This window comes from Microcoleus harperi Pol14_C6, from assembly GCF_036701295.1.
In the GTDB taxonomy this organism is placed as follows: Bacteria; Cyanobacteriota; Cyanobacteriia; order Cyanobacteriales; family Microcoleaceae; genus Microcoleus.
Map to the genome: position 1 here is coordinate 37,513 of NZ_JAUBQN010000029.1, position 14,032 is coordinate 51,544.

Annotated in this window: 15 protein-coding genes; 5 read left to right on the plus strand and 10 right to left on the minus strand. The window is 46.5% G+C overall.

Features of this window, described 5'->3' with window-relative positions:
- Nucleotides 1–182: 182 nt before the first annotated feature.
- On the plus strand, nucleotides 183–680 hold the full coding sequence (locus QUA27_RS19025) for a hypothetical protein (RefSeq protein WP_333069724.1): 498 nt from the start codon (nucleotides 183–185) through the stop codon (nucleotides 678–680).
- Nucleotides 681–775: 95 nt separating this feature from the next.
- Here QUA27_RS19025 and QUA27_RS19030 read toward each other — a convergent pair whose 3' ends face one another.
- Nucleotides 776–1,267, minus strand: a complete 492-nt coding sequence (locus tag QUA27_RS19030) for a WbuC family cupin fold metalloprotein (RefSeq protein WP_333063677.1) — start codon at nucleotides 1,265–1,267, stop codon at nucleotides 776–778.
- 76 nt (nucleotides 1,268–1,343) lie between these two features.
- Between QUA27_RS19030 and QUA27_RS19035 the strand changes: the two genes are divergently transcribed.
- On the plus strand, nucleotides 1,344–2,567 hold the full coding sequence (locus QUA27_RS19035; protein WP_333069725.1) for a tetratricopeptide repeat protein: 1,224 nt from the start codon (nucleotides 1,344–1,346) through the stop codon (nucleotides 2,565–2,567).
- A gap of 131 nt (nucleotides 2,568–2,698) precedes the next feature.
- Here QUA27_RS19035 and QUA27_RS19040 read toward each other — a convergent pair whose 3' ends face one another.
- Nucleotides 2,699–3,571, minus strand: a complete 873-nt coding sequence (locus QUA27_RS19040) for an S-methyl-5'-thioadenosine phosphorylase (protein ID WP_333069726.1) — start codon at nucleotides 3,569–3,571, stop codon at nucleotides 2,699–2,701.
- A 209-nt stretch (nucleotides 3,572–3,780) separates the two neighbouring features.
- On the opposite strand from QUA27_RS19040, the gene QUA27_RS19045 reads away from it, so the two are divergent.
- Together QUA27_RS19045 and QUA27_RS19050 are read left to right on the plus strand one after the other, a co-directional pair.
- Nucleotides 3,781–3,987 carry a hypothetical protein gene (locus tag QUA27_RS19045; protein ID WP_333069727.1) on the plus strand — a complete coding sequence of 69 codons (207 nt, stop codon included), beginning with the start codon at nucleotides 3,781–3,783 and terminating at the stop codon, nucleotides 3,985–3,987.
- Between the two features lie 2 nt (nucleotides 3,988–3,989).
- The gene (locus QUA27_RS19050; RefSeq protein ID WP_333069728.1) at nucleotides 3,990–4,127 is read left to right on the plus strand and encodes a hypothetical protein; all 138 of its coding nucleotides are present in this window, start codon (nucleotides 3,990–3,992) and stop codon (nucleotides 4,125–4,127) included.
- Between the two features lie 3 nt (nucleotides 4,128–4,130).
- On the opposite strand, the gene QUA27_RS19055 is transcribed toward QUA27_RS19050, so the two are convergent.
- The 5 genes from QUA27_RS19055 to QUA27_RS19075 form a co-directional block, all read right to left on the minus strand.
- Complete coding sequence (locus QUA27_RS19055; RefSeq protein ID WP_333069730.1) at nucleotides 4,131–4,970, minus strand: Tab2/Atab2 family RNA-binding protein; 840 nt, start codon at nucleotides 4,968–4,970, stop codon at nucleotides 4,131–4,133.
- Nucleotides 4,971–5,354: 384 nt separating this feature from the next.
- On the minus strand, nucleotides 5,355–6,560 hold the full coding sequence (locus QUA27_RS19060) for an adenylate/guanylate cyclase domain-containing protein (protein ID WP_333069731.1): 1,206 nt from the start codon (nucleotides 6,558–6,560) through the stop codon (nucleotides 5,355–5,357).
- Between the two features lie 21 nt (nucleotides 6,561–6,581).
- Nucleotides 6,582–7,124 carry a carboxymuconolactone decarboxylase family protein gene (locus QUA27_RS19065; protein WP_333069732.1) on the minus strand — a complete coding sequence of 181 codons (543 nt, stop codon included), beginning with the start codon at nucleotides 7,122–7,124 and terminating at the stop codon, nucleotides 6,582–6,584.
- 78 nt (nucleotides 7,125–7,202) lie between these two features.
- Nucleotides 7,203–7,430 carry a hypothetical protein gene (locus QUA27_RS19070; RefSeq protein ID WP_333069733.1) on the minus strand — a complete coding sequence of 76 codons (228 nt, stop codon included), beginning with the start codon at nucleotides 7,428–7,430 and terminating at the stop codon, nucleotides 7,203–7,205.
- Between the two features lie 62 nt (nucleotides 7,431–7,492).
- On the minus strand, nucleotides 7,493–7,693 hold the full coding sequence (locus QUA27_RS19075) for a hypothetical protein (protein WP_333069735.1): 201 nt from the start codon (nucleotides 7,691–7,693) through the stop codon (nucleotides 7,493–7,495).
- A gap of 16 nt (nucleotides 7,694–7,709) precedes the next feature.
- Here QUA27_RS19075 and QUA27_RS19080 point away from each other — a divergent pair, with 16 nt between their 5' ends.
- Entirely contained in the window at nucleotides 7,710–8,978 is a 1,269-nt protein-coding gene (locus QUA27_RS19080) for a valine--pyruvate transaminase (protein ID WP_333069736.1), read from the plus strand.
- A gap of 225 nt (nucleotides 8,979–9,203) precedes the next feature.
- Here QUA27_RS19080 and QUA27_RS19085 read toward each other — a convergent pair whose 3' ends face one another.
- The 3 genes from QUA27_RS19085 to QUA27_RS19095 form a co-directional block, all read right to left on the minus strand.
- Nucleotides 9,204–11,375, minus strand: coding sequence for a caspase family protein (locus tag QUA27_RS19085; RefSeq protein ID WP_333069737.1), 2,172 nt, complete (start codon nucleotides 11,373–11,375; stop codon nucleotides 9,204–9,206).
- 207 nt (nucleotides 11,376–11,582) lie between these two features.
- On the minus strand, nucleotides 11,583–12,764 hold the full coding sequence (gene sat / locus QUA27_RS19090; protein WP_333069738.1) for a sulfate adenylyltransferase: 1,182 nt from the start codon (nucleotides 12,762–12,764) through the stop codon (nucleotides 11,583–11,585).
- A gap of 163 nt (nucleotides 12,765–12,927) precedes the next feature.
- Nucleotides 12,928–13,998 carry a DUF6745 domain-containing protein gene (locus QUA27_RS19095; protein WP_333069740.1) on the minus strand — a complete coding sequence of 357 codons (1,071 nt, stop codon included), beginning with the start codon at nucleotides 13,996–13,998 and terminating at the stop codon, nucleotides 12,928–12,930.
- Between the last annotated feature and the right edge of the window lie 34 nt (nucleotides 13,999–14,032).

A 14,032-nucleotide genomic window follows, 5' to 3' on the forward strand; every position in this document is an offset into this window, starting at 1 on the left:
GTGTTTTTTGAGTGGTTCAAGCCAAATCTGTCGATCGGACTATTTCGATCAGACTATTGATATTAATTTAAAACCATGGTATAGTTTGCAAAAGTTTTTAAAGGAAAAATAAATTTCCGATCTTCATATTTTCTTTAGAAACATCATTTAATCTAGAAAATCTCTAAAACTAGATAAAAAATATGCAATTTATGTTTATCGAGCAAAGCTCAGAAAATACAGCTAAAGACGATGCAGCTAAGTACGACTCAGCTAAATATAACGAGCGGTCGTTCTCAACTTTAATGCGGGCGCTCCGTCTTTCCCAAGGTTACTTTTCTTTCGTTTTAGTCAACTGTAACTCGCTAACTTTACGGCAGCAAATAGTCGATCGCCTGCAAGTAAATTGTCCCGTGAAACCGCATCAACTGTTTTTGCCCAAATCGGCGACAACTCTCTACAGGACAATTGCAGCAGAAATAGACGGCGAAAAGCCTCCTGCTTTAATGCTCCTCGGTTTGGAATCAGTGGAGGCGATCGATCGATTGCTCGTTTCTACCAACCTACTATGCAGTGAATTCAGCAAAACATTTTCGTTTCCCCTCGTCTTTTGGGTGACTGATGAGCTCCTGAGAAAAATCATTCGCACCGCCCCCGATTTATACAATCGGATGACGACAATTAGATTCATCAGTAATTAGTAATCAGCCCATCGATTTTAGATTTTAGATTTTAGATTTTAGATTTTAGATTTTTAACAGTCAACAGTCAACATTTAACAGTCAACAGTCATTACTCAAGTGTTAAATTCCGCTTCCCAAATCAGGACTAATTCTCGCGCCGCCGCAGTTCCTTCAGCAGGAAAACCTGCCAAAAAGTCTTTATCCGCCCCCACGTCGTAAGGCCCTTCCTTAAACTCCAAAATCACAGTATCCTGTGTCAAAGCTACTAACGTGTGAATAGTACCCTCTGGCAGTTCGACAGCGCGAGTCGGGCCGGCCGCGCTGACTCGCAAGGAGCGCAGGATTTGACCGTTTTCGTTCAAAATAACAATACCGACTTCGCCTTGAATCACCACAAAAAACTCAAAACCGTTAACTGCAGGCGGGCGCAGGTGTTGGTGAGGGCGGACGTAAGTGCCCGGTTGCAGCACGTTGACAAACCGCTGCACTTTTTCAGACAAATCGTGGAAATTGTAGTTTTGTCGCTGGCGGGGACTGCGCCGGGAGGAAGCGGCAACTTCGTCTAGCAATTCTTGCGTCAGCAATTTGATCGGAGGGGACTGCACAACAGATATCCTGTATTTAATAGTTTATGAACAAATGGGCTAGTCTGGGATCATCGTTATCAGCATCTCTTGACACATGAAAATCGCAACTCAGGTGCGTATCACTAAGGCAATGCGTTTGTCAAGTATCTTTAGAAAAAGTATTAGCCCGATCGCCCTTTCAACTATTCTAGTCTGCGCCAGTAGCGTTTCTGCCTCGGAACCGAGGCCGGCACTGTTGGTTCAGCAGCAATTCTCACAGCAGCCACTTAAAGAAGAAATTCGCGATCGAGTTCAAGAAGAAGTTGACATTGCTTTTGGGCGCACCGCGGTACTGCTGAACGGGCTGATATTTGCCCTAACTTTGTTTCCGACAGCAGCCGGAGTCGGGGTTTGGTTTCTGTTGAGCAAATTGTCCAAGCAGACAACAATTGCCCGCCAAGAAATTGAAAGTCTCCATTACGATACAATCTCTCAATTAAAATTATTAATTTCGGACGCTGAAAGTATCTTAGGCGAAATTCAACACAAAAGTCACGCGGCGGATGCAGAAACAGACTTGTTATTTCCCGATGCCCAAATTCAAGAATTTGCTCCGGTTAACTACGGAAATTACCAACAGTTATTGACAGCCGCCGACTATGCTAAACAGGGAGATGCTTGTTTCTTTGAAAACCGTTATCAAGATGCGATCGCAGCTTACGATCAGGCCCTGCAAATTCAGCCGGATTTAGCCGATACTTGGAATAACCGAGGAGTAGTGCTGACGAGAATGCAGCGGTATCCAGAGGCGATCGCCTCTTACGAACAAGCTACTACAATTCGTCCGAATTATCCCGATGCTTGGAACAATCGAGGCGTGGTATTGTTGGAGTTGCAGAAGTACCAGGAGGCGATCGGCTGTTACGAACAAGCAATTCAAGCCAAACCCGATTACGCCGATGCTTGGAACAACCGAGGCGTTGCTTTTTCCAAAATGCAGGAGTACGAACAAGCAGTAATTTCTTACAATCAAGCCCTACAAATTAAAAATGATTATACTGACGCTTGGAACAATCGAGGCGTTGCACTCTCCAAATTGCAAAAATACGAAGCTGCGATCGCTTCCTACGACAATGCTGCTAAAATCCGGCCTGATTTTTACAGAATTTGGTATAATAAAGCCCGATGTTATGCCCTACAAGGTAAAATTGAATTAGCAATTGAAAATTTAAAGCGCGCCCTCAATCTCAATCCGAATGTGTGTAAAGAGTTGGCAAAAAGTGAAGCTGATTTGGAGAAGATTCGCGAACACGACGCATTCAAGCAGTTGATAAATTAATCCTTCAGAAATAATCGTCAACTATAGGATAACGAATAGGTCGTAAGATTAAATGAACCGCGAAGACGCTAAGGACGCGAAGGAAGAGAGGCTGTTTTTCCTTCGCGCTCTTTGCGTCTTCGCGGTTCGTTTTACAAATACTTTTTCAATAGCAAACCCATTTTGTCCTTAGTTGCTGCCGGCACTTGATCCAGCCGAGTCAGAATAGCATATTTCAAAGCTGAATGCGACTCTGAAACGGGGGGATTTTCTGTTAACCTCCGTACTGTTTCTTGAATGGCTTTTTGGGCATTTGCTGCATTGCGGTGCAAGTTGGCAACTACCATTTCTACAGTTACGCTGTCGTGATCCTCATGCCAGCAGTCGTAGTCTGTGACTAATGCTAAAGTTGCGTAGGCAATTTCTGCTTCTCTGGCTAATTTTGCTTCGGGCAAATTTGTCATGCCGATGACTGTCGCCCCCCAACTGCGGTAAAGGTGGGATTCTGCTTTTGTAGAAAATGCGGGGCCTTCCATGCAGACGTAAGTGCCGCCCCGGTGGAGGGTAACGTCGGGCAGGTTCAACGATTCGATCGCACTTGCCAATACTTTAGCCAATTCGCCGCAAACCGGATCGCCAAATGTGATGTGAGCAACAATTCCTTCCCCAAAAAAGGTAGAAACTCGATTTTTTGTACGATCGATAAATTGATCGGGCACTACCATATCTAAAGGTTTCGCCTCAGCTTTAAGAGAACCAACCGCCGACGCTGAGATTAAATACTCAACTCCCAAACTCTTCATTGCATAAATATTTGCGCGATACGGCACTTCTGAGGGCAAAAAAGTGTGGTTGCGGCCGTGTCTAGCCAGAAATGCTACTGGCGTACCGTCCAATGTTCCCACAATTGCGGCATCCGATGGCGCTCCAAAAGGTGTATCAATTTTCACCTCTTCAATATCCTTGAGGGCCTCCATTTTATACAAACCGCTGCCGCCGATAATTCCGATTTTTGCTTGTGCCATTTTTACCCTCTGCTGGAGTTTTACCACAGTGATTCTATCGGGCCATCGTTAAGTTGGGGTAAAGATAATTGAAGATTTGGTGACAACAGTCACCCTACATACACTATTTTGTCACTAAATATATGTGATCTTAATCACAAAATGCCTTCACAAAATCTTTAAAAATAAAGGTACATAGTTCTGTTACTTATTTTTAGCGTGTTAAGACCATGACAGTCAGCTCTGCTAACCTCCCCAAAATCTCGATCGAGGCGATCGTCCAGCGCATCTTTGCTTTTCGTCAAATTACCCCCCTTGACAGACGGCTGCTGAAATCAGCCATGCTAGCCCAGAAAGGTCTTAACGAAAAAGACCAGTGTCACATCAACCGAGTTTGTCAGGGCATCCAAAACGGATTGATTTTAGTTGTAGAATAAATTTGCAGCACAATCTCTTGCTAACTCAAGAAGCTGTTTTAAAATTTGTGTTTGAGTCTGTTGTATATGCTGGAATTGAGTTGGGGCCGAGTTTTACTATTTTTCGGGGCGCGATCGACCTCAGAAATAATATTATTTAGATATTATCGATCAAAATTCAACAGCCAAAAGCCTGTATAAGTCATGCCACTATCATCGGGCTGGACTAACAAAAAATGTAATCCTTTACTTAATTGCTTGCGCTGTTGGTAAATTTGGGCCGCCGCTTTCACCTCACTATCTTCAAAAGTAGCCACAACCCACCTATCTACTAACCCAGCTTCTAATATCAATCCGTCTGGTTCTCCAGCAATATAATTCAAAGCGAAAGGTTTGGCATCCTGAAGCCATCTAGCCAACCGCATAGACTGGCGCCCGCCGTCAATCACAACTCCCGGTACGGGTACTGTTGATGCCAAGCCCAAATTCAGCGGTAACAGCAATTCTGGCATTTCCAAAATTGGCAGGGGACGCCCTTGGAAAGCATCTTCAATGTCGCCGGCGGGTAGGGAAGCAAAACGCCAGCCATCGCCCCAGAGGTTTTCGGGTAAGGGTACGGGCGGCGGCGAGTCGAGGGCGATCGGACTGTAAGTTTCACCTGTATAATTAGGCATACTAGAATATTCTTTGGCGCGTTGTTGCAGCAGCAATTTCAGAGCCGCAGTGCGCCGAGTCGCTTCTACCTTGACACCCAAAACTTTGCCCGCAGCTTCGATTAAGCCCAGAGACTGAGGTCTAAATACTTGAATCAAGTCGGGCAAATTTTGGGTTTGAGCTTGCTGCTGCAACTGCGAAGCTAGCCAATTAGAATTTGCGTCCCCTTGGCGGCAAACAGCACTAAATTGAAAACTACCTTCCGAGTCGCAAATTAAGAGTCCCCAGAGTGGTTTACCAGTTTCGTCTTGGAGAGGACGGCGGTAAAAATCGGCTTGCCAAATACGCATAAATAATTAAAATATAAAATATACAACTCGATCATTTTAATATAGTTTGGCGCACTGCGATACAATACCCAACTATAAAAAAAGAACTTCGAGCGATATATTCTCAGTTCATAGTTGAGTTTTATTTGCATATCTAACACCAGTAAAAAAACTGCAACTGTAAGCCAGTGATCCAAACCGTCGTAAGCTGCTACGCATCTAAATTATATTTTTGGGCGGGCGGGACGCCCACCCACACGAATTTACTCGAATTTAATTGTCAAATTTAGATGCACCTCAGCTTAGTAATCAGTAATTCCAAATTCCCCATTCTAAAATCTAAAATCTAAAATAGAATAACGGCTCGCTTAGCCATCCTCCCTTAGCAATTAGCCATTCCCCAATTTATTTAAGATGGCGAACCAAATACATATCCAATTTGCCCTTATTTTTAGCATAAATTTTTCCTCGGTATTCGCATTCAAAAAAATCTCTAACTAATTCAAAGGTTGCATGAGAAATATTGATATTTCCAGGTACGCCGGAAGATTCCATCCGAGATGCAGTATTAACTGTATCTCCCCAGACATCATAGGAAAACTTTTTATTGCCAATTACCCCCGCAAGTATTGGGCCTGAATGAATGCCAATTCGGATATCCCAATAAGGGATATTTTGTTGAGCTTTCTGTATTTTTCGCAGAGCCATGAACTGTCGAATTTCTATCGCAGCAACTACAGCGTCAAAGGCGTGTGTTGGGCGAGGGGTAGGAATTCCCGCCGCGCACATATAGCTGTCGCCAATAGTTTTCAATTTTTCCATAGAGTATTTATCCATCACGCGATCGAAATAAGAAAAACAATAGTCTAGTTCGTCAACTAACTCTCGCGGCTTCATTTTTTCAGATAACTGAGTAAAGCCTTTAAAGTCAGTAAATAAAACCGATACGTTATCATAATAAAGTGGTTCCACTTTGCCGTTATTTTTGAGTTCCTCGGCAATTTCAACCGGAAGCACGTTCAACAGTAACTGGTCAGATTTGTGCTTTTCGGCATCGAGCTCGGAATACACCCTATTTATCTCTTTAAAACGTTCAGCATTGCGGATGGCTGAGGATAGTTGCAAAGCCAAAAGATAGCCAATCCGCAAGTCTTCTAGAGTATAAGCTCGCGGCTTGGTTGTGGCAAAATTAATTGTTCCTAAAACCTTACCTTCGCTTTCCAAAGGAATGATAATTTGCGAAGCGTAGGGGGACAAAATAGCAGTAGCACCGGCTTCTTGAATTAATTGAGGTTGACGTGTTTTGAAAGCCTTGTGAATAGGGCCGCCCTCTGGGAGGGCTGCAATATCTACAGGGATATGCGGGCCAAATAAGGTCGTGCAAGCCTTAGTGCTGTGCAGGCAAACGCTACAGTGTTCAAAGTCGAGCAGCCATTTGGCTTGCTTGCCTACTACCCGCAAAATCTGGTTGATATCTAGGGTGCGGTTAATAGCAGTAGCCACTTCGTTGACAGCGGAAATGCGGATGGAAAGCGCTTGAGCTTCTGCTAACAAACGGCGGGCTGTCAACAGAAGTTCTTCTCGATCTTGATCTTCTAGCCGATCGCCCATAATATGGGTATAAAATATAGATTACAAAGCATCTATTTCGAGGGCTATTGCATCAGTATATCGGTTGACAAAGCTAAACAAGTCTGCTGTAGCAATAATCTCAAATATTTCCGCATCATCAAGTCCTAAATCCCGCAGGTTTTGGTAATCAGATTCTGTCATTTCCAGGGGTTTTGTAGCAGCCATCAAGCCAAAAGTGATTATGGCTTTATCGCGTTTTGGCAAAGGGCAGTTGGCAAAGTCAGACACTAGGGTTCGCAGTAGTTCTTCGCTCATCCCCAAGGCTGACAATCCGTGCAGGTGAACTTGGAGAGCGTACTCGCTATTATTTGATTGGGAAATAGCGACACCGACCATTTCTTTAAGCGTGCGGGGTAAGTCTCCTTGCAGGATTGTTCCCCGAAATTTTTTCCAATTTGCTTCTAATAAATCAGGGTTAATTGCCATTGACTTGAACAGGTTGGGGACGATGCCAAACCCCAAGTCTGTCAAGATTTCTTCGTACACTGCTTTGGCTTTAGGATCGGTCAGTTGATCGTATTCTGTAAGTGGAAAGTGTGTCATTGTTTTGTTAAATTTTACAGCAGTTAATTTGGATTTTGATTGACAAATTGTTGATGTAACGCCACTCAAAGGGTGATGTTACGATCTATCTAGGCTTGAGTCGGATTGATGATGAAATGCACCGCTGTCAGCAAACCGCGAATCCTGATAATGAGCTAGCAACAAATCTGATGCTTGAGGCTGGATTAAATCAGCAATTATAGCATTAACCGGAGCCAATAAAATTCTGTTGCGATCGGGTTTTACGGCTAATTTTAGATTTTTCCAATGGTTGTTGTCAAGTATCGGCAATTCATCTGGCCCCACGGCGTGAAATCTTACAACAACTATTAAATTAGAGATTGCTGTTCTGTTCGCTAATTTTTAGGCTAAAAACACTGTTTGATCGATCGAACTCCACAAATCGCCACAATCTTATACTCCGGCGGGCGCACAGGGGAAAAAACAAAATGCTGTGCGATCGAGTTTATTGAATTAGTCAGACACTCGATCGACAACCCATGTCCCAGACCAGCTACGCTAACGCCTGCGACTGGAGTTATCATGGGTAAACTGTAAACTTCTATCATTGTCGCTGCATTTGCTATGAACCCTGCCCTGACTCAATTTGGCGCTCAGATGTCCCACCTCACGGGAGTTCGGGCAATTATGAAAGATATTATTGAAACTCTCAGAGCCGGCAGCGGGCAGGAGTTTATCAATTTGAGCGCGGGAAATCCGGTGATTTTGCCGGAAGTCGAGCAGTTGTGGCGCGACTGCACTGCGGAACTTTTGGCGAGCCCGGAATACGGCGAGGTTGTTTGTCGCTACGGTTCGAGTCAAGGTTATCAGCCGTTGATTGATGCGGTGCGGACGGATTTTAACCAGCGTTACGGACTGAGTTTGACGGATCGCAATATCCTTATTACTCCTGGAAGTCAATCGATCTATTTCTACGCAGCCAACGCTTTCGGCGGCTACACTACTAGCAAACAGCTTAAAAATATTGTTTTACCGCTGAGCCCAGACTACACGGGATACGGCGGCGTTAGCTTGATTCCCGAAGCGGTAGTCGCCTGCAAACCCACCCTCGATATTGATGCAGCCGCCCACAGGTTCAAATACCGCCCGGATTTCAGCCAACTGTCGATCGACCAAACCACCGGTTGCGTCATTTTTTCCCGTCCCTGCAACCCCACCGGCAACGTTCTCACCGACGACGAAGTTAAGAAAATTGCCGATTTAGCGGCTGCTTTCGACGTGCCGGTGTTCGTTGATTCCGCCTACGGCCCTCCGTTCCCGTCCTTGAATTTTACCGAAATGACGCCGATTTTTGGGGGCAATATCGTGCACTGTATGAGTTTGTCGAAAGCCGGATTACCGGGAGAAAGAATCGGAATTGCGATCGGCGATGAAAAACTCATTCAAGTATTAGAATGTTTTCAGACCAATATGTGCATTCATTCGCCGAGATACGGACAGGCGATCGCCACTCGTGCCATTGCTTCCGGCGCTCTTGCCGATATTTCCATCAACGTAATTCGCCCGTACTATCAAAGCAAATTTGCGATCGTAGAAAGCACTCTTGAACCAGCAATGCCAAAGGATTTGCCGTGGTTTTTGCACCGGGGCGAAGGAGCAATTTTCGCGTGGTTGTGGCTGAAAGATTTGCCAATGACTGATTGGGAACTGTATCAAGAGTTGAAGAAAGTTGGCGTAATAGTCGTGCCGGGAAGTTCTTTCTTCCCTGGTTTGCGGGAAGATTGGCAGCACAAACACGAGTGTTTACGCATTAGTTTGACTGCAACAAATGATGAGATTGAAACTGCCATGAAACGCTTGGCTCAAATGGTAGAAAAGCTTTATCAGTCTTGATTTATTATACCAAATCCGCCGAAATCCACCTCCTTTCTGATTCGGCGGTTGAAACCGCTCTGCAAGTGAAACTTTCGTCATAGATCATAGGGACAAGCGAGATAAATGGGGTATTTAAGCCCAATTTGATACGATTTCTCAGTCTTGCGTAGGTGGACTTCGTTGGTGTAGTTTGAGGTCAAAAGCGATGGAAATCGCGGACTACGATCGAGGAGTTTTTAACAATTACACCACCCGATAAACAAAACTCAGAGTTGCCCAAACATTCACATCCAAAGCCAAATCATCTGTTGATATCCCCACTTTCTGCACCCCCGGAATGCTAGCGGCGTGCAAATCTTCGAGTACCGCCCGCGCCACATTTAAAGGATTCAACAACACTCGAATTGGCAGGGCATCCCTCGTTTGCTGCATTTCGGCTTCTATTGCAGCCAGAGTTTGAGCGAAGGGACTCTCACTAAATATAAGGAAAGTTTCCGCAAGTCCGATCGGCCCAGATACCGCCCACCCGATCGCCCCAGCCGCCGGCACGGTCACATTCTCCCCAGGAGCGATCGCCCGCGACATTCCCCCCACAGCATCTTTGCCCTCAACGCCGAGCACGGACAGCCGTCCCGCGCTGTCCGTGCAAAACACCGCAAAGTAAACCGGGCGATCGCTGTCGTTATACAATCTGCACTGAATTCGGCTGCTTTTGCCCAAACTTAGTATATGAGCATTGGCTGATTTCTCGCTTTCCCCGGTCAGCGGTTCCAGGCGGTAAGACTTTTGTGCCCGCACCGGCTCCCGCTGTGCCACGGCCCGCGCTTGGGGTGCGGTAGTTGCCAGAACCGCCCGCACCTTCAGGCGCGAAGACCCCTCATTGACTGTCAGCCGCAGCAACTTCCCAGCCTGCAGCGCTTTCAACTGCGGAGTCAAGCGCTGCACCGCCACCTTGACTGCTTCTCCCCCATCGCCCTCAGTATCGGGAATCAGCATTTGAGCCAAAGAAAACAAACCGTAACGGCTTTGATACAAAGCAGGCTCGTGAGGCGAGACTGTTTCGGCTAAATTTGTTTCCGGGACTCTGCCAAACCGACAGTCAGCCGGTTGCTCGCTGCCTACGGCCGAAACTTGCGGCACAGTCGCAAAGGCGCTGGTAGCGTCCACCCGCTCGATGCGTTCCAAACCAGAGTCCAAAGCTACTGTCAAACCGATGTTTCGCGGCAATACCCGAATTTCTTCCCTCACCACTTCGCCGACTGTTAATTCGCCGAAAGTTCGATCGAACCCGTCTACAACTTGGGCTTTAGCAGAAAGGCCTGTGCGTCCCCGCAGCAAAAGCCTCGCGCCCTCGGAGGAATCCACAGCAAACACAGAACCCGCGCCGCACTCCAAAACCCCCGGCGACAACCCGCCCAGCCACAACTGCACAGTTTTGCCCCCCTCTTCCACCGCCGTCACAGTGCCGTCAGATGCAGGCGAATTCAAGATTAAATTTGAAAAATTCACCGCCGACGCGGTTGTTAAATCGTGATTGAGAATTTGCGGTTGCTGCGATAACCCCGTCATTTGCTCGACTGTACCCCCCGCCCGACTGAAACTGACGCTGAAGCTGCTAGCGGGAGTTGCCCACCACAAAGTTTGGGTGAGGGCGTAGGTAAACAAACCTGCGGTAAATCCGTTCCACTCTTGTTCGGCGGCGAGTTGGGAATTCGCACCCGCGGCAAGTATGGTGGCCGCAGGACGGAGATTTGTGCGTGAGCGCAGGTCTTGAGCGAACGTTAATTCTGCGAGGCGAGGCTCGCCGATGGTGGGGCGGGGGCGGGAGCGAATGCGAAAGTTGCCGTTTGTGGGAAAACCCCGATAGTGGTAGCTGGTGTCGAGGATGGCGATCGCATTTTCTGTGGCGAGCGATCGCATCAACAGCAACAGCGTTTCCTCTAAAATATCGTTCACCGCCCGGTTTGCTAACAACGGCAAAATATCATCCGCCGGCACCAAACTGTTTTGCATTATTCCCGGAGACTCGGCCAAACTGACTCGACTACCGCAGCCGCTAAAGTGAAAAACTACCACGTCACCGGGTTTTGCTTGTTCCCTCAAGTGAGTTACAAACGCCGTCTCGATATTCTCCCTCGTAGCTTTAGCGTCAGTCAAAGTCAAAATGTCCGACGGCACAAACCCAAACCGATATATCAGCAGTTCCCGCTGCAATTCCACATCCGTGACGCAGCCGTGCAGGGGCGAATCTGGATATTTGTCAACGCCAACCAACAAAGCCAATTTCCTGGCTGTCGGCTGCGCTAAGGCTTGGAGGTAGCGATCGCCCAACGGCAGCCACAAAGCCTCGCTGATGCCGATGGCGGCCAGCACCCGGCCAGCTTGCTGCAAAAATTCCCGCCGCTTGAGTCCCATTTTTAAATAGCTTTGAATTTTAAGTTTTGAATTTTAAGTTAAATTCCCCTCAATAATTTTAGGGGAATTAATTAGATTGTGAGTGTTTAGTTTTAAGGAAGTTTTTTAGTTTTAACTTTTGAGCTTTAAGTTGAAAATTTCCAATTTAAAACTCAAAACTCAAAATTATAAACTCTGCAGAAGGTCGCCCCCACCAATGTTCAAGATTTAAATCTCGTAATTGAAAATATTCATTGCCTTGGCTAATTCTGCTGCAACTTCCGGCCGGGAAAACTGTGGCGGCGGCAATTTACCAGCGCGCAGCATTTCCCGCACTTTGGTTCCCGACAAATGCACCCGTTGTTCGGGAGTGCTGGGACTTGTTTTAGTTGTAGCCATTTGTTCCGTCAGTGTGCAATAGAAAGCGTGCTCGAATTTCATCGGCACAATTCCCAATTCTCCCGGCTCAAATTCGTCAAAAATATATTGGGCATCGTAAGTGCCGTAATAATCGCCCACTCCAGCGTGATCGCGCCCCACGATAAAGTGAGTGCAGCCGTAGTTTTTGCGAATTAAAGCATGAAAAATTGCTTCTCGCGGCCCGGCGTAGCGCATCGCCGCCGGATTAATTGCCAAAATTACGCGATCTTTTGGATAGTATTTTTCTAGCAGAATTTCGTAGCAGCGCATCCGCACATCAGCCGGGATGTCGTCTTCTTTTGTCGTCCCGACTAGCGGGTGCAGAAACAAGCCGTCTACTGTTTCTAAGGCGCATTTTTGGATGTATTCGTGTGCGCGGTGGATGGGGTTTCGGGTTTGGAAACCGACTATGGTTTTCCATCCTTTTTCTGTGAACAGCATTCTCGATTTCGCCGGGTCAATTTGGTATTGGGGAAACCGGGGGTCTAGTCCGCGTTCCAGCAGCAAAACATCGCCTGCGAGGTTAACGGGCCCGGATTTGTCTAGTACCAGGACGCCCGGGTGTTTGATGTCGTCGGTTCGGTAGACGTTGAGGGCTTCTTCTTCTTTGCTGTAGTGGTATTTTTCTGCAAGTTCCAAGAGGCCGACAAATTCGCCCGCCGGCGAGTCGAGGCGCACTAAAGTGCCTTCTTTGAGGGAGTCGGCGACTGCTTGGGAGACCGAGAGGGTGATGGGAACCGACCACGGCAGGCCGTTGGAGAGGCGCATTTGTTTGACGACCGATCGATAATCAGCTTCGTTCATGAACCCTTTGAGGGGACTCAGGGCGCCGATGGCGATCATTTGCAGGTCAGAGATCGATCGATCCGAAAGCTGGACTCGCGGCAAGACTTCTGCTTTGTCGAAAAATTCTTGTCTTTGGTCTAGTGTGGCAATGCGGTTGACCAGGGTGCCGCCGTGAGGGGCAATGCGGTCTGAATGCTGGCTCATGTCGATTTGAAGTTGTGGGTTTTAGCTGCCAGAGTACATAGTATCAAGCGGTGGCTGCAATTCTACATTTTTTAATTGTTCTGGACTTGTGCAGAACGCTGGTTTTGTGGCGCTGTAATTCTTTCACTGTCAACTCGCCCACTCAACACTCTAAACTTTCCTATCAAGTTTGCACTTGAAATTCTTCGAGCTCTATTCCCCAATTTACCCAGCTAATCGCTTCTTTAGCGGATACGACTTTTGGAGGCACTCGCAAGGCATGAAGGTGTCCCGTACTCGGACAAGTCATCTTTAACAAATAAATTGGCTCTATGTCAATATTATTGTCAATTTTCAACAAAGTATATTCTTGCCAAGAATCCAATTCAGTTGCTTGCAATTCTTGACAAATTCTCGGATAGCCGATCGCCTGAATTAAAACTCGCCGCACTTCGGCATTCTGTTCTGTTAACAGCCATGAAGCTTGCCAAGACTGTGGCGGAACTTGACCCATTATTTCCGGCAGTCGGACGCCGCGATAAGAGTATAAAGTGAACTTGTCAGCAAATTCAACCGCTGGTTGACCTTCTGCATGGAGCAAATATTCACTATCAAAATGAAGTTGGAGCGGGCGATCGCACACAAAGCACATTTTCTCAAACGGGTAAATCCAGCCGCAGTTTTCCACTAAAAATTGAAAGGCTGAATATAAAGAGCGATCGTACTCCAAATTTAACACACTAATACAAAAATCCACCCAACTTCCGTGACAGGCTGACAGTTCGGAAACGATGCTGTTATTATGATAAGCGTGATCGATCGGGAATCTCTGAAATCTCCCGCCCAACTTCCTTGCTAATTTGACGTAAACTTCGTCTTTAACATGAAGGTGCAGTTGATTCATCAGTTGAGCGTACAACGGATTATAGAGTTTGCTGTAAATTTGATTTTCCAGTTCCCTGTCGAGTTGACTTCTTAATATATCGTACAATTCATTATGAATTTTGTTTCTGATTTCGCTGGCCATTCCCAGACCCGAATCGCGTATCCTTAGCGGTTCAATAGCTTGCAAAGCTATGTAAGGGCTGTCACAGAAAATAATTTCCGGTTCAGGACAGCCGATGATGTGGTAGGCGGTATTGATGGCCGCTGTCGCTTGCGGGCAATCCACTGGTTTTATCGAAAGTCCAATTTGTCGCCACTTCTCGCGATAAATCGGAATTAGCGCTATTTGTTTTGGAGTAATTGCGATCATTTGTAGAGCTAGATTATTTGATTTTCGGTCAAAA